A 16,978-nucleotide genomic window follows, 5' to 3' on the forward strand; every position below is an offset into this window, starting at 1 on the left:
CTGAGGACCCTGAATTCGAGACCTTCTACACGAAGAACATTCTTCTGAACGAAGGACTGCGTGCCTGGATGGCACCGGCCGACCAGCCGCATGAAAACTTCGTATTCCCTGAAGAGGTCCTGCCCCGTGGAAACGCCCTTTAATTCGTCCATGGTGGCCGTCGGGGGCAAAGACCTCGACTCCACCGGTTACGCCTGGTGGGCAGGTAACGCTCGCCTGATCAATCTCTCCGGTCGCCTGCTCGGCGCCCACGTGGCCCACGCGGGTCTGATGGTCTTTTGGGCCGGAGCGATGATGCTTTTCGAAGTGAGTCACTTCAGCTTCGACAAGCCCATGTACGAGCAGGGCCTGATCCTGTTCCCACATGTGGCCACCCTCGGCTACGGCGTCGGCCCCGGCGGCGAGGTCACCAGCCTCTATCCGTTCTTTGTGGTCGGTGTACTGCACCTGATCAGCTCCGCAGTACTTGGGCTCGGCGGCCTCTACCACGCCCTGCGCGGTCCTGAAATCCTGGAGAACTATTCCTCGTTCTTCTCCCAGGACTGGCGCGACAAGAACCAGATGACCAACATCATCGGCTACCACCTCATCCTTCTGGGTGTGGGCTGCCTGCTGCTGGTTTTCAAGGCCATGTTCTTCGGCGGCGTCTATGACACCTGGGCCCCCGGTGGCGGCGATGTGCGCATCATCACCAACCCCACCCTGAGCCCGGCTGTCATCTTCGGCTATCTCTTCAAAGCCCCCTTCGGTGGCGAGGGCTGGATCATCGGGGTCAACTCGATGGAAGACATCATCGGAGGCCACATCTGGCTCGGCCTGATCTGCATCTTCGGTGGCATCTGGCACGTGATCACAAAGCCCTTCGGCTGGGTGCGTCGCGCCTTCATCTGGAACGGTGAGGCCTATCTGAGCTACAGCCTCGGCGCTCTGAGCTTCATGAGCTTCATCGCCTCGGCCTACATCTGGTTCAACAACACCGCCTATCCCTCGGAGTTCTACGGCCCCACCAACGCCGAATCCTCCCAGGCGCAGAGCTTCACCTTCCTGGTGCGTGACCAACGCCTTGGCGCCAACATCGGTTCCGCCATGGGCCCCACCGGCCTTGGCAAGTACCTGATGCGCTCCCCCACCGGTGAAATCATCTTCGGCGGTGAAACCATGCGCTTCTGGGATTTCCGCGGTCCCTGGCTCGAGCCCCTGCGCGGCCCTAACGGCCTCAGCCTCGACAAGCTCCAGAACGACATTCAGCCCTGGCAAGTACGCCGCGCGGCTGAATACATGACCCACGCTCCCAATGCCTCCCTCAACTCCGTGGGCGGCATCATCACAGAGCCCAACTCGGTGAATTTCGTGAACGTGCGTCAGTGGCTCTCCGCCACTCAGTTCGTGCTGGCCTTCTTCTTCCTGGTCGGTCACCTCTGGCACGCCGGTCGAGCCCGCGCCGCTGCAGCCGGTTTCGAGAAAGGTATCGACCGTCAGGCCGAGCCCACCCTGGCCATGCCGGATCTCGACTGATTCTTTGCTGCCGCTTCACCACGGCATCACCCCTAACCCTCCCGCGATCGCGGGAGGGTTTTTTATGGGCAAAGACATGCCAGACCAGCCTTGTCATCCCCACAGGCCGGACAGAAACAGTCGAGACATGCTTGGGCGAATGGATCGTTCCTACGTTTGAGCTACCGACGAGGTCATCCCTTGGACATCCAGACATTCACCGGCCGCGCCCTTTCCCGTGCGGCCCTTCCCCTGGCTTTACTGCCCATGGTCGCCGGGGCGCTGCCTGTGGCCGCCCAGAGCAACACGGTCGACTTTCCTCGCCAAGGCGTGGTCTGCGACCTGCCCACAAAGAGGTGCTTCAACTCCGAAGGCGTTTCCGTGCCGCTCACCCGCGAGTTTTTCGGCAGCTACGCCGAGCGTGATCTGATTCCCACGCTGTCGGGCAACAGACGGCCCACCCAGTTCGCGTTGAGCGATGGGAAAGCCTGCGACGTGCGGCGGCAAACCTGCTGGGATGACGGCCAGGCTGGCAAGAACGTGAGCAAATCGCTGACCACACAGCTGTTCGGCAACAGGGGCGCCTGGAACAACAACGGATCCGGCAGCAGCGGCTGGGGAAACAACAACAACTGGCAGCAACCCGAGCAAGCCACCAGCTCCTGTGAACTTCGCCAGGGGAACCGTCGTCTTTTCGAGGGCAATTGCCTGCTGAATCGACGCGAGTCGTCCAACGGCGTTGCTTACAACGTCGAGCTCGCTGATGGCCAGCGATACAGCTTCTACAACCGTCAAGGCAGGCTCGTGCTCCAGGATTCATCTGGCTTGTGGCCAGTCCAGATCAGCAACCGCAACGGCGACGTTAACTTCCGCTGGGCCGACCGGCAACTGGTGACACGCGACCGCCGCTGGGCAAACCAGGGGCCGCAGGGGGGAAGCAGCGATTTCAACCCGACGGGCAACTTCCTCCAGGACCTGTTCAACACCATGTTCCGCTGACAGTCGCACCTCAACAGCGGCTGCCCAGGGCTCTTGTGCTGCCAGCCAGCGGGCACGAAGTCAGCGATTTCCGCGTCGCTGAGTTAGGTGAAACTCACCCAGTTTTTTGATCACCTGAACGCTCAGATGATGCGTCAGCACTGGGCGCTTGAACCTTGTCACCTCTGGGGCGACCCCAGACAGACTCTGGTTGCACCTTCAGCGCCCATGGCCCATAGGTTGCGGGGCGACCGCTGATCGCTGACCCATGACGACCAACCCCCTGATCCCATCCAGGCCTGCCCATGCCTCTCTGGCGCTGGCAGCCGGATGGCTGGCCCTGCTCACAACGGTGGTGCCCCAGCCCGGCTGGACTCAGAGCAACAGCCTCAAACTCACAGGCAACGGAATCGTCTGCGACCGCGGCAGCAGGATCTGCTACGACCGCCAGGGTCCCTCGCTGACGATGACGCGGCGTGAATTCGGGCAACGCTCCGAGCAGAACCTGCGTCGGCAGATCTCAGGCCGCCCAAACGCCTGGGATGTGCGTTTCAGCAGTGGAGAGGCCTGCGATCTGCGTCGCCAGATCTGCTGGGATGACGGCCGGAGCCGCACCAACATCAGCAAGCGCCTCAGCCGCCAGCTGTTCGGTGACAACGGCGACTGGGCGAGGGCCAACGGCAAGGGAAACAACGGCTGGAGCAACAACAGCTGGGAAAACAATGGCCGTGGCAAGAACGGTTGGGGAACCAACAATTGGGAGAACAACAATTGGGGAAGCAACAGCTGGGGTCAACCCACCGCTCTTAACTCCGGGTTCTGTGAACTCAACCAACGCGGCAGACGGATCTTCTCGGGCAACTGCGACCTGCAACAACGTTCCACCGCAAATGGCACGGCCTATCTCGTCAACCTCGGCAATGGACGCGAGTACAGCTTCTACGACCGGCGGGGCCAGCTAATAATGGCCAATCGCAACGGAACCTGGCCCGTGGCTTACCGCCGCAGGGGGACCGGGGGCGAATTTCGCTGGTCGGACATGGAACTCTCGGCCCGCCGCGGCGGAGCTGGATCCTGGTCTGACGGAGGCACCCCGCTGGTCAACCCCTCCGGGCAGGTGCTGTTCGACCTGATCAACAATCTGTTCCGCTGATCCCTGCGGAACCGGGCACAGCGGTGAATGCAGCAAGTTCCGATAACGTCACGACAGCACTGACGACAGCTGTGACGACGCCAGAGCCACGCCCTCGCGCTCCAGGCGTCGAACCAGGCGACCCAGCAATTCCCGCTCCACCGCCCACTGCTGACCGGCTTTAGTGAGCACCAGGATGCTCAGCTCCACAGCCAACGGCGTGACCCGGCGCACGCCACGCACGATGGGATCTTTGAGCAAAAGGTCCTTCCAGACTGGATCGGCGGCAAAGCCCTCACATTCCTGCCGCACGAGAGCCACCACCTCATCCAGGCGCGGGCAGGCCGGATCGAGGGGCAGGGTGAGTTCAACGCCGGAACGCAGCTTGGTGTGATTCACCAGCAACTCGAGGCGGCTGTTGCGCAACACCACCACCCGCTGATCGACGGTGCGCAGCACCGTCGCCAGCACTCCCACATCCTCCACATCACCGCCGAGGCCGTCGATCTCCACGTAATCGCCCACGGCGTAGTGGTCTTCGAACAGCACCACCAGTCCGGCCACGAAGTCGCGCAACAGGCCCTGGAACACCAGCGCCAGAGCACCGAGCACGGCACCTCCGGCAAGCCAGGTGGCCACGGGTGTTGCCTCCAGCCCGGGCAACCCTGAAACCACCCATACCACCAGAACGATTAGTCCCGAAAGGTTGATCAGGCGCCGGCCGACCTGGAGCAGATTCCGATAGCGCTGCTCGCGGCGCGCCCGTTGCTCCAGTGGCGCCGACCGGTTGCTCAGCCACTGCCACAGCAGCACATGCAGCAGCTGACGCAGCACCCATACCACCGCTGCCACCAGGATGGCTTTGATCAGCATCGTCAGCGGCTGCAGCAGCACCGCCACGGCCAGCGGCAGCCGGCCCGGCACCGCTGCCAGCCCAAGGCCCACCATCAGCACCACCTGCACGAGTGTCAGGGTCACCAGGACGTGGCTGGTGGTCTGAAGGCGGCTGGCCCTGCTGGCCTGCAGATCCTTCGAGGCTCGGGCCAGCAGCTGGTGACGGTGGAGGGCTCGCCGGCTGCGACTCCACAGCCAGAGGGATCGGGCTGTGGAGGCGGCCAGGATCAGCTGGACCACCAGCGTGATTCCCAGCCTCAGCTCCAGCTGTTCCGGCTGCATGATCCGCCGGGCATGGCGCACTCTCCGTTCAAGCACCTCGCGCCAGTCGGCCGCGAGCTGGGTTGTCGAGAGGCCGTGGAGCTGGGCATCGGCCGCGGTGACCGTCAGCAGGGGAATCGCCACCGACCGCCCCGGCAGCCTTGCCTGCAGCATCACCGCCCCGTCCTGCAACGGCTGCGCCTCCACCCGCAGGTCCTGGCTACGACCAAGCAGGCCCCAGCGATCGCCGCTGCAGAGGAGTTGTCGACGGGGGCCACCCAGCACCAACCCCTCCAGCAGCTCCTCCGACAGGCGCTCCGAAGCAGTGCAGAGACTGCGCGGTTCGTAGAGGAGGCGCAGATTGCCCTCGATCAGCTCGGCCCGGCGGCGAGCCACCACCACAGTGCCTTCACCGTGGAGCTGGGGAGAAGCCACCACGATGGCGGGAATGCCGAGAATCCGCACCGGAGCCACCTCGTAGCTGCCGGCTGCCATGGCCCGATCGGCCTGACTCGCTTTCGACTCCGGCGTCGGGGCGTTCGCAGCGCAGAGGGGACTCTGCAACAGGAGCACCAGCAGCGCCACAAGCACACCCCAGAGCCAACCCGTCATCAACAGAGGACCACCGCCTCTCCAGCAGCTGAACCATCGTGCGGGGCGCATCGGGCGGCCTCAGCGGAGGAAAGATTGCAGCCAACGCCGCAGCAACGGCAGGCTCAGGCCGATCACGTTCGAGAAGCAGCCGTCGATCCGCTCCACCAGCGTTCCGCCGCGCCCCTCGAGGGCAAACCCACCGGCGCACTGCAGGGGCTCACCCGTGGCCACATAGGCCTCGATCTCGGCGTCGCTGAGGCTGGCGAAGCGAACCCGCGTGGTCACCGTGGCGAGGCGTTCATGTTCCATCCAAGCGGCGGCCGCCGGCCCGGCCTGGAAACAGTGGCCGGTATGCAGTTCTCCCCAGCTGCCAGCCATCCGCCGCCAGCGGTGGATGGCCTCCGGGGCATCCACCGGCTTGCCGAACACCTCCTCCCCGAAGACCAGCACAGAATCGCAACCGAGCACGCCTGTGATATCTCGGTCGCCGGTCCGATCACGGAGCTGATCGCTCACCGCTGCCGCCTTGGCCCGCGCCAGCAGCTGGACGAGCTGGGTCGGGTCGGTGTGGCTGATCTCCTTCTCATCCACCCCACTGGCCTGCACCCGATGGGGGATGCCGGCCTGCTCGAGCAGGCGGCGACGGGCCGGGGAAGCGGAAGCGAGCAGCAGCGGAAGCATCGGCGGGAGAGAGATCCACCCCCATCCTCCGGTGGCATGCGGGAGAATCGCCGGCATGGATGCGAGCATCAACGACCACCGCTCCCTGGAGCGGGCGGCCAGTGCCCTGTGCTGCCTGCCGTTCCGGCGGGCCTTTTACGAACTGCTCAGCGGCGAGGCGATCAGCAGCGAGGAGCTCCACCGACGGGACGACCAGGCGCAGCTCAGCTTCGCCCCCCTGACGAGTGACCGGGCCGAAGACCATTTCATCTGGCTGATCCGGGTTGGGGTGCTGCGTCGGGAGGTGGATGGCCAGGGGCTGACGGAGCGGGTGCGGCTGACACCAATGGGCCGGGAACTGCTCAGCCGCTGGAGCGGGGAGATTCCCAGGGCCGCTCCACTGGAGCGGATCCGCCATGGCCTGCGCCGTCGCTGGCCGCGCCTGTGAGCCCAGACCGGCTTGAACACCCGGCACTGATGGTGCTCGGAACCAGCAGTGGCGCGGGCAAATCGCTGATGGCAGCAGCCCTCTGCCGGGTGCTGCTGCGACGGGGCGAGACGCCCCTGCCCTTCAAGGGCCAGAACATGAGCCTCAATGCATGGGTGGATGCCGCTGGCGGCGAGATGGCCTACAGCCAGGCCCTGCAGGCCTGGGCGGCGGGCCTGGAGCCGGCGGTGGCGATGAATCCCGTGCTGCTCAAGCCCCAGGGCGACAGCACGAGCGAGGTGATCCACCTGGGGCGCTCCGTGGGAGTGTGCCGCGCCGAGCACTACTACCGCGACTGGTTCCGCCCGGGCTGGGCCGCGATCCGTCAGGGTCTGGGCGATCTGCAGGCCCGCCATCCCAACGGTCGTCTGGTGCTGGAAGGGGCCGGCAGCCCCGTGGAGGTGAATCTGCAGGCCCGGGATCTCACCAACCTGCGCCTGGCCCAGTTCCTGCGGGCTCGCTGCCTGCTGGTCGCCGACATCGAGCGTGGGGGAGTCTTCGCGCAGATCGTGGGCACCCTGGCCCTGCTGCGCCCGGTGGAGCGGCCCCTGATCCGGGGCATCCTGATCAACCGCTTCCGCGGCCGACGGGAGCTGTTCGATGAGGGCCGCACCTGGCTGGAGCGCCACACCGGCCTGCCTGTGCTGGGGGTGATGCCCTGGCTCGATGAACTCTTCCCTCCCGAGGATTCGCTTGACCTGCTGGAGCGCAAGGCACGCAAACCCGATGCCGAGCTGGAGATCGCCGTGCTGCGCCTGCCCTCGATCAGCAATTTCTCCGATCTCGATCCGCTCGAAGCGGAACCCAGCGTGCGGCTGCGCTGGGTTCGCCCCGGCGAGGCGCTCGGCAGCCCCGATGCCGTGGTGATCCCCGGCAGCAAGCAGACCTTGCGCGACCTGGAGGCCCTCAACGCCAGTGGCCTGGCCACCGACCTGCGTCGCCATCTGGCCAGCGGCGGCCATCTCTTCGGTCTCTGCGGCGGCCTGCAGATGCTGGGCCGGCGTCTGTTGGACCCCCACGGGCTCGAAGGCGATGGCGGCAGCGACTGCGACAGCAGCGACGGCGGTGGCAGCGGTGGCAGCGGCGATCACACCGGGCTGGCTCTGCTGCCCCTGGTCACCCGCTACGGCCACGACAAATCAACCCGGCAGGTCTATGCCCCGGCCCTCTGGCCGCCGGGCAGCAGCCTGGCTCTGGAGGGGTTCGAGTTGCACCGGGGTCAGAGCGAGTGCCAGGAGCCTGACCAGTGCCGGCCCATCGCCGAGCGCGAAGGCCTTGGCTGGTGGCGGGCTGAGGAGAACGGTGCCGTGGTGGCTGGCACCTACCTGCACGGGGTGTTCGACTCGGGCCCCTGGCGGCGGCGCTGGCTGAACCAGCTGCGCCGCCGCCGCGGCCTGCCACCCCTGGGGGAGCAGCCACCCAACCACGGTCAGCAGCGGGAGGCACTGCTCGATCGCCTCGCCGAGGCCTTCGAGACCCACGTGAACCTGGCCCCCCTGCTGAAGCCGGAATGACGTCCGCTGCTCCACCAGTTCATGTGCACTGGCCCGATGGAGGCAGCACCTTGGTGCCCCCAGGAACCGACTGGCTTCAGGCAGCCGCCGAGGCGGGGCTGCGGATTCCCACCGGCTGCCTGGGTGGCAGTTGCGGCGCCTGCGAAATCGAGGTGAACGGCAGGGTGGTTCGCGCCTGCATCGCAACGGTGCCCTCCAGCCGCAGCGGTGAGCTGACGGTGGAGCTGGCCACCGATCCTTACTGGTGAACCGGATCGCTCGGGTGTCCCTGGATCAGACCGCCACCAAGCACCACCTCGCCGGCATAGAACACCGCTGCCTGGCCTGGGGTGATTGAGAACTGCTCCTCGAGGAAGACCAGCCGAGCTCGGTAGGGACGGCCCGCAGCCCCATCGGCGGCCGTGGGCTCAAGGGGGATGAGCTGGGCAGCCACCGGTGCGCTGCGATAGCGCACCTGCACCTCCAGCTCGATGGGTGCCTCGGGCGGGGGGATCGAGATCCAGTTGATCGCGCCCACGACACAGCTGCTGCGGGCTGCCTCGGAGCGGGGGGCCACCACCACCCTGTTCATCGCCCCATCGAGGCGCACCACATGCAGAGGCTCGCTCCAGGCCACCCCGAGTCCCTTGCGCTGGCCGATCGTGAAGTGCTCGATGCCGTCGTGGTCACCTACCACCGTGCCGTCGACCAGAACGATCTGACCCTGGCGGGGCGGCAGGTAGGCATCGAGAAAGGCCTTCATCGAGCCGTGGTGGTCGGCCAGGCAGAGATCCTGACTTTCGGGCTTGCGGGCGGTGCGCAGCCCGAGGGCCTCAGCCTCGAGGCGGGTGTCGGCCTTGGTGAGTTCACCGAGGGGAAACACCAGCCTGGAGAGCACCTCCTGGGGGAGGTCGTAGAGGAAATAGCTCTGGTCCTTGTGGCCATCAAGACCCCGCAGCAACTGGTGGCGGCCGGCCGGCGCGCCGGGGTCAGCCAGACGGACCCGGGCGTAGTGACCGGTGGCGAGGCGGCCGATGCCAAGTTCAGCCTCGGCCCACTCCAGCATCGGCGAGAACTTCACCTCACGATTGCAGCGGGAGCAGGGCAGCGGGGTGACCCCGCCCCCATAGCCCTCCACCAGAAAGTCGACGATCTGCTGCTGAAAGCGCTCGCGGCTGTCGACCACATGGTGCGGGACCCCGAGCTGCTCACAGAGGCCGGCGGCGTCCACCAAGCCCTCAGCGCAGCAGGCCCCCTTGCCGCTCATCAGCCAGAGGGTGAGGCCCTCCACCTGCCAACCGGCCGCCACCAGCAGCGCGGCGGTCAGGGAGCTGTCCACCCCCCCGGAGAGCCCCACAGCCAGCCGATGCTCTCCGGGCCAGGCGCGCAAGCGCTCGAGTGCCTCTGCACCGGCGGCGGTGACGGCTCCGCTGGCAGCAGAGAGAGAGGAATGGGCGCAACCGGCGGAACCTGGGCCGGCAGCAGGGGCGGTGGTGGTCAAAACCGGAACCCTCCGGAGCGGGGGAGGAACACGACAGGACGAAGTTCCCATCATGGGGCCAGGGACCCGGCGGCGGGCGCCCCGCCATCTCCTCGCCCTGGAGCCCCTTGAGCAGCAGCCCCCCGATCGCCTGGCCCCGCCGGGATGCCGCCCATCTGCTGGTGAGCTCCGAGCAGATGGCGCAGCTGGAGCAGCAGCTGTTCGCCAGCGGACTGCCGGTGGAAGCCCTGATGGAGAAAGCCGCCCTGGCGATCAGTGCCCGACTGCTGCGTGAGCCCGAAGCCCTGCGCCAGGGGGTGCTGCTGCTGGTGGGCCCGGGGCACAACGGCGGAGATGCCCTGGTGGTGGCCCGGGAACTGCACCTGGCCGGGGTGCGGGTCCGGCTCTGGAGCCCCTTCGAGCGCCATAAACCGCTCACCGACTCCCATTGGCGCCACGCCCGCTGGCTGGGGATCGAGCGACTGAGCTCCAGCCCTGATCCCGCCGAGGGCACCCTCTGGATCGATGGTCTGTTCGGCATCGGCCAGCGGCGCTCTCCTGGGGAGACGATCGAGGCCCTGCTGGGCGATCGGGCGCGGCTGAGGCCCGATCAGCTGGTGGCCATCGACACACCCACCGGCCTCTGCGCCGACAGCGGCAGGCTGCTGGGGAGCTGGGCCGCCCGGGCCCGCAGCACCTACTGCCTGGGCCTGCTCAAACAGGGGCTGGTCCAGGATCGTGCCCTGGCCTGGGTGGGGCAGCTGGTGCGGCTCGACCTGGGCCTGCCGCCGGCTCTGCTGGAACAACTGCCGCCAACTCAGCCCCTCGGTCTGAGCGGCCTGGATCAGATCAGCGCCCCACCCCTGGAGCCGGCGCCAGAGGCAGCCAAGTATGGCCGTGGCCGCCTGCTGGTGGTGAGCGGCAGCGCCGCCTATCCCGGTGCTGCCCTGCTCAGCCTGCTGGGGGCAAGCGCCAGCGGTTGCGGCAGCCTGCGGGCGGCCGTGCCCGAGCCAGTGGCCCAGCAGCTCTGGAGCCTGCTGCCCCATGTGGTTCTGGGGCCGCCCCCAGGGGAGCCGGGCGCCCTCGATCGCTTCGATGCCGTGCTTATTGGCCCGGGCCTGGGAGCAGCAGCCACAGCGGAGCGGCCTGCCACCCAGCCGCTCTGGGAGGCCCTGCAGGTCTTCGCGGGTCTGGTGGTGATCGATGCAGATGGCCTCAACCAACTGGCAGCCGGGGCCTGCGGCGAGCCAATGGCCTGGCTGCAGGCGCGGCGAGGAGCCACCTGGCTGACACCCCATGGCGTTGAATTCGCCCGTCTGTTCCCCGATCTGGCCAGCGAGCCGCCGCTTGAGGCCGCCGCCACCGCCGCCGCTCGCTGCGGCGCGGCCCTGCTGCTCAAGGGCGCCCGCAGCGTGATCGCCGCGCCCGACGGCAGGCGCTGGCAGCTGCTGGAGGCGGCGCCGGAGGCGGCGCGGGCAGGCGCCGGCGATGTACTGGCTGGATTCGCAGCGGGGCGGGGGGCCGTGGCGATGGCCGCCGGGGTCTCACCAGGGGAGGCCTCCACCCTGGCCTTGGCCGCCCTGAACCACGCCCAGGCGGGGCTGGCGGCCCGGGAGCGGCTCGGGCCAGGCCAGGTGACGCCCCAGGCTCTGGCAGCAACCCTGGGTCAGTGATGTTCAGATGGGAACAGTCCTGACGAGGATTCATTGTGTCGTTTTACTTGCACAACCTTGAAAGGTTGTTGAAATCACATCACTTGCTATCTAGTTCATCAGACATTGAATGGACTTTCCGGATCGGCTCATGACAGCCTCCACCCTTCAGCCCCGCGAGCAGCGGCGGCGGGGGAGCGATCCAATCAGCTGGTATCTGGGCACGATCGGACGGGTGCCCCTGCTCACTCCAGCCGAGGAGATTGAACTGGGCAACCAGGTGCAGGCCATGATGCAGCTGATCGATTCGGGTGTGGAGGATCCGCCCAGCGTTCGCCACAAGCAGCTCCTGCGCGTGGGTCGTCGCGCCAAAGAGCGCATGATGAAGGCCAACCTGCGTCTGGTGGTCAGTGTCGCCAAGAAGTACCAGGGCAAGGGACTGGAGCTTCTCGATCTGATCCAGGAAGGCTCCCTGGGCCTGGAGCGGGCCGTGGAAAAGTTCGATCCCACCCGCGGCTACAAATTCTCCACTTATGCCTTCTGGTGGATCCGCCAGAGCATGACCCGCGCGATCGCCTGCCAGTCGCGCACGATCCGTCTGCCGGTGCACCTGAGCGAACGACTCAGCGCCGTGCGCCGCGTCAGTCTGGAGCTGGCCCACAAACTCGGGGCCATGCCCAGCCGCAGCGAGATCGCTGAAGCGATGGCGATCCCGATCGAGGAACTCGATGGGCTGCTGCGCCAGTCATTGACCACCTCCAGCCTGGATGCTCCTGTGAATGGAGAGGAGGGGCGCAGTTTCCTTGGTGATCTGATCGCCGATTCCAGCCATGACGAACCACTCGACCAGGTCGAGCGGGGCATGCACCACGAGCAGCTGGAGCGCTGGCTCAGTTACCTAACCGAGCAGGAACGGCAGGTGCTTGACCTGCGCTTCGGCCTGGATGGGCATGATCGTCACACCCTTGCTGAAATCGGGCGCCTGCTCGAGGTGTCACGGGAGAGGGTGCGGCAGGTGGAATTGAAGGCACTGCGCAAACTGCGCGGCCTCACGAGCAGGCTGCCCAACCAGCTCTGAATCAGCCCCGAAGTTTCAGTCTTCGGCCCAGATGTAGCGGGTCAGCTCACTGGGGTCGGGCTCGGGTGCAGCGACGGCGAATTGAACGGCGTCGGTCACCTCGGCGTCGATCTCCTTCTCGATCGCTTTGAGGTCATCGGAGCTGGCCAGACCATGACTGGTGAGATGGGCTGCCAGGGACTTGAGTGGATCCCGCTTGGCCCAGAAGTCCTTCTCCGCTTCGCTGCGCAGCTCGTCGGGGTCGGCCAGGGAATGGCCGCGGAAGCGGTAGGTGAGGCACTCCAGCAAGGTGGGACCCTCTCCGGCACGGGCACGCTCCACAGCCCGCTGGGCTGCGGCGCGCACCGCCAGCACATCCATGCCGTCGACCTCTTCACCCGCCATGCCGAAGGAGGCGGCCTTGCGCCAGATCTCCGGATCACTGGTGGCGCGATCGTGGGCCATACCGATCGCCCATTTGTTGTTCTCGACGACAAACAGGATCGGCAACTTCCAGAGCGCCGCCATGTTCAGGCACTCGAAGAACTGACCGTTGTTACAGGTGCCATCGCCGAAGAACGCGGCAGTGACAGCATCACTGTCGGTCTGACCGAGGGCATCGCGCTTGTAGCGGCTGGTGAAGGCGGCGCCGAGAGCCACCGGAATGCCTTCGCCGATGAAGGCATAACCCCCGAGGAGATGGTGCTCCTTGGAAAACAGGTGCATGGAGCCGCCCCTGCCCTTGCTGCAGCCAGTGGCCTTGCCGAACAGCTCACTCATCACCTCGCGGGCGGGAACCCCGGCGCTGAGGGCATGGACGTGGTCGCGGTAGGTGCTGCAGAACCAGTCGTGCTGGGCGCGCATCGCCTTGATCACCCCGGTGGAAACGGCCTCCTGGCCGTTGTAAAGGTGAACGAAGCCAAACATCTTGCCCCGGTAATACATCTCGGCGCACTTGTCCTCGAAGCGGCGACCGAGGGTCATGTCGCGGTAGAGGGTGAGCCCCTCCTCACGGCTCACCGTGGCCGGACCCGCCGGGTAGAGCGCCGCCAGGCGTTCGGCGTGGCTGCCGGCTGCGGCTGCCCCATCGACGGCGCTCTGGAGCGTGGCGGCGATCTCCTGAGTCATGGCAAAGGGAGTCGATGCTGTTGAACCCAACTGTAGGGGGAGGCCTGAGCAGGAAAGGTCAAAATCGATGCCGCTGCCTACACTCGCCCCAACGCCCAGGATCAAGGGCCCGCGAGCTGCCGGGGTTGGAACTGCCGATCGACCACTTCCGTCTGCTCGGCGTGAGCCCGGCGAGCGATGCCCAGAACGTGCTGCACACCCTTCAGCATCGGCTGGAGAAGGCGCCGGATCAGGGCTTCACCCTGGAAGCGATCCGGGCCCGGGCCGATCTGCTTGAGGCCAGTGCCGACGTGCTCTCCGATCCCCAGCGCCGCGAGGCCTACGAGGCCCAGCTGATGGAGATCGAGCAGGGAAGCGAAGGGGAAGGGGTGGCAGCTGGCCTCGACGTGGCGCCATCCAAGGAACTCGGTGGCCTGATGCTGCTGCTGGAGGCGGGGATGCCGCTGGAGGCCTTCGAGGCCACCATCGCTTGCCTGCAGCCTCCCCAGGCTCCGGCCCTGGGCAGCGGCCGCGAAGCCGACCTCTGCCTGCTGGCGGCCCTGGCCTGCCGCGCCGCCGCTGCCGAGATGCGTGACCAGCGCCACTACGAGGCCGCCGCCAAGCTCCTGCAGCAAGGTCTCCAGCAACTGCAACGCATGGGCCAGTTGCCTGATCAGCGGCTGCAGCTCTCCAACGACCTGCACGCCTTGCTGCCTTTCCGGGTGCTGGGTCTGGTCAGCCGGCCTCTCACAGCCACCCAGGAGCGGGGCGAAGGTCTGGAGCTCCTCGAGAGCCTGGTGAAGCGCCGCGGAGGCCTGGAGGGCGAAGACGATCCCACCCTGCCCCGCGACGACTTCCAGGCCTTCATCAAGCAGATCCGGCTCTTCCTCACCGTCCAGGAACAGGTGGATCTCTTCGACCGCTGGGCCCGGGGCGGCTCGGCGGCAGCGGAGTTCCTGGCCAGCTACGCCCTCACTGCCTCAGGCTTCGCCCAGCGCAAGCCCGAGCGCATCGCTGCCGCCCAGGGCCGCCTGGAGGCCTGCGCCCAGCCCGGCATCCAGCCCCTGCTGGCCTGCCTGCATCTGCTGCTCGGCCAGATCGAGCCGGCCGTCCAGCATTTCAGCTCCGGAGCGGGGCCCGATCTCAAGGCCTGGGCAGAGGAACAGGCCGATGACCCCCTCGCCCAGCTCTGCGCTTACTGCCGCGACTGGCTGGCCCGGGACGTCCTCCCCGGCTACCGGGACATCGAGGTGGATGCCGATCTCGAGGCCTACTTCGCAGACCGCGATGTGCAGGCCTTCGTGGATCAGCAGGATCGCCGTCAGGCCCGCGGCCAGGCTGTGGGGACCAAAGCGGCGGATCCAATCGCGGCGACCGCTGCGGGCTGGGCCATGCCCGAACTTGAGCCTGGCGGCCCGGACAGACGCGAGGTACTCAGCCCCCCAGCCCTGGAGCCGCCCCCTGAAGCGGTGGTCAGCGAGCCACGGACCAGATCCACCCGGCCTCTGGCCCTGGCCGGGATCGCCCTGGCCGCTGGGGCCGCTCTGATCGCCGGCCTCTGGCTGGTGATGCGTCCCCGGCCGGCGGCAGCCCCGCCGGCTCCCGCCCCCGTCAGCGGCCAGGCCCCCACCCGCACCAGCCCGCCGCCGCCGACCGCCGCCTCCCCAGCTCCTCTCACCAGTGCCGCCCCCAGCCAAGAGGAGATGCGCCGCCTGCTGGAGGACTGGTTAGCGGCCAAGGCAACCCTTCTAGGCGGAGGCAGCAGCCAGGCCAACATCGATCAGCTCGCCCGTCCGGCCCTGGTGGCCGATCTGCTCTCCCAGGCCCGAACACTCAAAGCCAGGGGGGAGCAGCAACAGGTGCAGGCCAGGATTCAGCAGTTCCAGGTCATCAACCAGACTCCACGGCGGATCGAAGCCGATGTGCAGCTCGACTACAGCGAGGAGCGCCGTGCAGGCGGCAAGGTTATCCAGCCCAGAACCAAGGCCGAACTGCGCAACATCTATGTGTTCGCCCGCGATGGAGGCACCTGGAAACTGGCTGATTTCCGCAGTCGCCGCTGAGGGTTGATGCCCTGATCGGCAGAGCCAGCTGCCTTTGTGTCAGGGTCTGGTTCAACGATCCAGCCGCCTGGGCTCATCCCTTCAACTAAGCCATGTTCGACGAGCTTTCCCAGCGTTTTGAGGATGCGGTCAAGAGCCTGAAGGGCCAGGACCGGATCACGGAAAACAACGTGGAGGGGGCTCTCAAACAGGTGCGCCGCGCCCTGCTCGAGGCCGATGTGAGCCTGGAGGTGGTCAAGGGGTTCATCGAAGAGGTGCGCGCCAAGGCGGTGGGCGCCGAGGTGGTGCGTGGCGTCAGCCCCGACCAGCAGTTCATCCAGCTTGTGCATCAGGCCCTGGTTGAGGTGATGGGCGGCGAGAACGCCCCGCTGGCGGTGGCGGATCAGGCCCCCACGGTGATTCTGATGGCGGGTCTGCAGGGGGCTGGCAAAACCACCGCCACCGCCAAGCTCGGGCTGCACCTCAAGGACCAGGGGAAACGGGCGCTGCTGGTGGCCGCCGACGTCTACCGGCCCGCCGCCATCGACCAGCTGCAGACGCTGGGGAAGCAGATCGGGGTGGAGGTATTCAGCCTCGGAGCTGACGCCAGACCCGAAGACATCGCCGCCGCCGGAATTGCCAAAGCGAAGGAGGAAGGCTTCGACACGGTGCTGGTGGACACCGCCGGCAGGCTCCAGATCGATGAATCGATGATGGAGGAGATGGTGCGCATCCGCGCTGCCTGCCAGCCCGATGAGGTGCTGCTGGTGGTGGATTCGATGATCGGCCAGGAGGCGGCTGAGCTCACCCGCGCCTTCCACGAGCAGGTGGGCCTCACCGGGGCCGTGCTCACCAAGCTCGACGGCGACTCCCGCGGTGGAGCAGCCCTTTCGATCCGCAAGGTGAGCGGTGCTCCGATCAAGTTCATCGGCACTGGCGAGAAGGTGGAGGCGCTGCAGCCCTTTCACCCCGAGCGGATGGCCAGCCGCATCCTGGGCATGGGCGACGTGCTCACCCTGGTGGAGAAGGCCTCCAAGGAGGTGGAGCTGGCCGATGTGGAGCGGATGCAGCAGAAGCTGCAGGAAGCCTCGTTCGACTTCTCTGATTTCCTGCAGCAGATGCGCCTGATCAAGCGCATGGGGTCCCTGGGCGGCCTGATGAAGCTGATCCCGGGCATGAACAAGATCGACGACGGCATGCTCAAGCAGGGGGAAGAGCAGCTCAGGAAGATCGAGGCGATGATCGGCTCGATGACCGCGGCCGAACGGGAGCAGCCCCAACTGCTGGCGGCCCAGCCCTCACGGCGGCGGCGGATCGCGGCGGGCAGCGGCCACAGCCCCGCCGATGTCGACAAGGTGCTCGCCGACTTCCAGAAGATGCGCGGCTTCATGCAGCAGATGACCCGCGGCGGTATGCCTGGAATGCCTGGTATGGGCGGGGGGTTCCCCGGCATGGGCGGTGGCATGCCCGGAATGCCGGGGATGCCTGGAATGCCTGGAATGCCCGCCGCGGCAGGACGGGGCGGTGGCTCCCGCAAGGCCAGTCGTCCAGCCAAGAAGCGCAAGGGATTCGGCCAGCTCTGATAGGCGGCAAGGTATGGTCGTCAATTGGCGGGTGAACCAACCGCCAGGCGGAATTTCCGTCCAC

The 16,978-nt window shown here is 66.8% G+C and carries 14 protein-coding genes and 1 pseudogene; 11 read left to right on the plus strand and 4 right to left on the minus strand.

Annotation, left to right across the window (positions count from 1 at the left end; all coding sequences use genetic code 11):
• From KBY77_RS07470 to KBY77_RS07485, 4 genes and pseudogenes are all read left to right on the plus strand, one after another.
• Window positions 1–143 (plus strand): annotated as a pseudogene (locus KBY77_RS07470) (photosystem II D2 protein (photosystem q(a) protein)); the annotation flags it as partial.
• A 7-nt stretch (window positions 144–150) separates the two neighbouring features.
• A complete protein-coding gene (psbC, locus tag KBY77_RS07475) occupies window positions 151–1,515 on the plus strand; it encodes a photosystem II reaction center protein CP43 (RefSeq protein WP_255102919.1) in 1,365 nt (454 codons plus the stop codon).
• A gap of 180 nt (window positions 1,516–1,695) precedes the next feature.
• On the plus strand, window positions 1,696–2,493 hold the full coding sequence (locus KBY77_RS07480) for a YcgJ family protein (RefSeq protein ID WP_255102920.1): 798 nt from the start codon (window positions 1,696–1,698) through the stop codon (window positions 2,491–2,493).
• A 247-nt stretch (window positions 2,494–2,740) separates the two neighbouring features.
• On the plus strand, window positions 2,741–3,625 hold the full coding sequence (locus tag KBY77_RS07485) for a YcgJ family protein (RefSeq protein ID WP_255102921.1): 885 nt from the start codon (window positions 2,741–2,743) through the stop codon (window positions 3,623–3,625).
• A 48-nt stretch (window positions 3,626–3,673) separates the two neighbouring features.
• Here KBY77_RS07485 and KBY77_RS07490 read toward each other — a convergent pair whose 3' ends face one another.
• Together KBY77_RS07490 and KBY77_RS07495 are read right to left on the minus strand one after the other, a co-directional pair.
• Entirely contained in the window at window positions 3,674–5,371 is a 1,698-nt protein-coding gene (locus tag KBY77_RS07490) for a mechanosensitive ion channel family protein (RefSeq protein ID WP_255102922.1), read from the minus strand.
• Window positions 5,372–5,431: 60 nt separating this feature from the next.
• Window positions 5,432–6,034 carry a nucleoside triphosphate pyrophosphatase gene (locus KBY77_RS07495; protein WP_255102923.1) on the minus strand — a complete coding sequence of 201 codons (603 nt, stop codon included), beginning with the start codon at window positions 6,032–6,034 and terminating at the stop codon, window positions 5,432–5,434.
• Between the two features lie 55 nt (window positions 6,035–6,089).
• Between KBY77_RS07495 and KBY77_RS07500 the strand changes: the two genes are divergently transcribed.
• From KBY77_RS07500 to KBY77_RS07510, 3 genes are read left to right on the plus strand one after another with little or no spacing between them, the layout of a single operon-like run.
• Entirely contained in the window at window positions 6,090–6,461 is a 372-nt protein-coding gene (locus KBY77_RS07500; protein ID WP_255102924.1) for an Npun_F0494 family protein, read from the plus strand.
• Window positions 6,462–6,490: 29 nt separating this feature from the next.
• On the plus strand, window positions 6,491–8,014 hold the full coding sequence (locus KBY77_RS07505; RefSeq protein WP_255102925.1) for a cobyric acid synthase: 1,524 nt from the start codon (window positions 6,491–6,493) through the stop codon (window positions 8,012–8,014).
• Entirely contained in the window at window positions 8,011–8,262 is a 252-nt protein-coding gene (locus KBY77_RS07510; RefSeq protein ID WP_255102926.1) for a 2Fe-2S iron-sulfur cluster-binding protein, read from the plus strand. Before KBY77_RS07505 ends, KBY77_RS07510 begins: the two co-directional genes overlap by 4 nt.
• Here the strand turns inward: KBY77_RS07510 and mnmA are convergent.
• Window positions 8,253–9,383 carry a tRNA 2-thiouridine(34) synthase MnmA gene (gene mnmA, locus KBY77_RS07515; protein WP_255103151.1) on the minus strand — a complete coding sequence of 377 codons (1,131 nt, stop codon included), beginning with the start codon at window positions 9,381–9,383 and terminating at the stop codon, window positions 8,253–8,255. The genes KBY77_RS07510 and mnmA overlap by 10 nt on opposite strands.
• Window positions 9,384–9,601: 218 nt before the next feature.
• On the opposite strand from mnmA, the gene KBY77_RS07520 reads away from it, so the two are divergent.
• Window positions 9,602–11,146 (plus strand): NAD(P)H-hydrate dehydratase, encoded by a 1,545-nt coding sequence (locus tag KBY77_RS07520; RefSeq protein ID WP_255102927.1) that lies wholly within the window; start codon window positions 9,602–9,604, stop codon window positions 11,144–11,146.
• 130 nt (window positions 11,147–11,276) lie between these two features.
• Complete coding sequence (locus KBY77_RS07525) at window positions 11,277–12,203, plus strand: sigma-70 family RNA polymerase sigma factor (protein WP_255092611.1); 927 nt, start codon at window positions 11,277–11,279, stop codon at window positions 12,201–12,203.
• A gap of 15 nt (window positions 12,204–12,218) precedes the next feature.
• Here KBY77_RS07525 and pdhA read toward each other — a convergent pair whose 3' ends face one another.
• Window positions 12,219–13,310 carry a pyruvate dehydrogenase (acetyl-transferring) E1 component subunit alpha gene (pdhA, locus tag KBY77_RS07530; protein ID WP_255102928.1) on the minus strand — a complete coding sequence of 364 codons (1,092 nt, stop codon included), beginning with the start codon at window positions 13,308–13,310 and terminating at the stop codon, window positions 12,219–12,221.
• 125 nt (window positions 13,311–13,435) lie between these two features.
• Here pdhA and KBY77_RS07535 point away from each other — a divergent pair, with 125 nt between their 5' ends.
• Together KBY77_RS07535 and ffh are read left to right on the plus strand one after the other, a co-directional pair.
• Window positions 13,436–15,352 carry an IMS domain-containing protein gene (locus tag KBY77_RS07535; protein ID WP_255102929.1) on the plus strand — a complete coding sequence of 639 codons (1,917 nt, stop codon included), beginning with the start codon at window positions 13,436–13,438 and terminating at the stop codon, window positions 15,350–15,352.
• A 92-nt stretch (window positions 15,353–15,444) separates the two neighbouring features.
• Window positions 15,445–16,914 (plus strand): signal recognition particle protein, encoded by a 1,470-nt coding sequence (ffh, locus tag KBY77_RS07540; RefSeq protein WP_255102930.1) that lies wholly within the window; start codon window positions 15,445–15,447, stop codon window positions 16,912–16,914.
• The last annotated feature ends 64 nt before the right edge of the window (window positions 16,915–16,978 follow it).

It is taken from the genome of Synechococcus sp. Cruz-7E5, assembly GCF_024345995.1.
In the GTDB taxonomy this organism is placed as follows: Bacteria; Cyanobacteriota; Cyanobacteriia; order PCC-6307; family Cyanobiaceae; genus Regnicoccus_A.